Source organism: Citrobacter sp. TBCS-14, assembly GCF_005280805.1.
GTDB classification, from domain to species: Bacteria; Pseudomonadota; Gammaproteobacteria; order Enterobacterales; family Enterobacteriaceae; genus Citrobacter; species Citrobacter gillenii.
Window position 1 is genome coordinate 1 of sequence record NZ_SZWM01000811.1, and the last position, 224, is coordinate 224.

The 224-nt window shown below is 54.0% G+C and carries 1 protein-coding gene; it reads right to left on the bottom strand.

All coding sequences use genetic code 11. The features are described 5' to 3' along the window. The coding region (locus FDX22_RS21440) for a pertactin-like passenger domain-containing protein (protein ID WP_146717741.1) at positions 1-224 on the bottom strand (224 nt) is incomplete at both ends.

The following is a 224-nucleotide window of genomic DNA, read 5'->3' on the forward strand; positions in this document are numbered from 1 at the left end:
TTCAGATACCAGTTAGTATTTTCCTTACTCAGGACGTATTCCCAGGTCCCGGCATCTACTTTTCCGCCGTTCAGGGTAAACGCGGCATCACCGCCACCGGTCTGCACAACCTGAAGTGGTGCACCCGCGGATACTGGCTCCCGGCCGGTGTTTTTGATATCCAGCACAAAATTACCGCTGGCATTACCGGCAACTTTCAGCATATCGCCGGTATGCGACGCGAT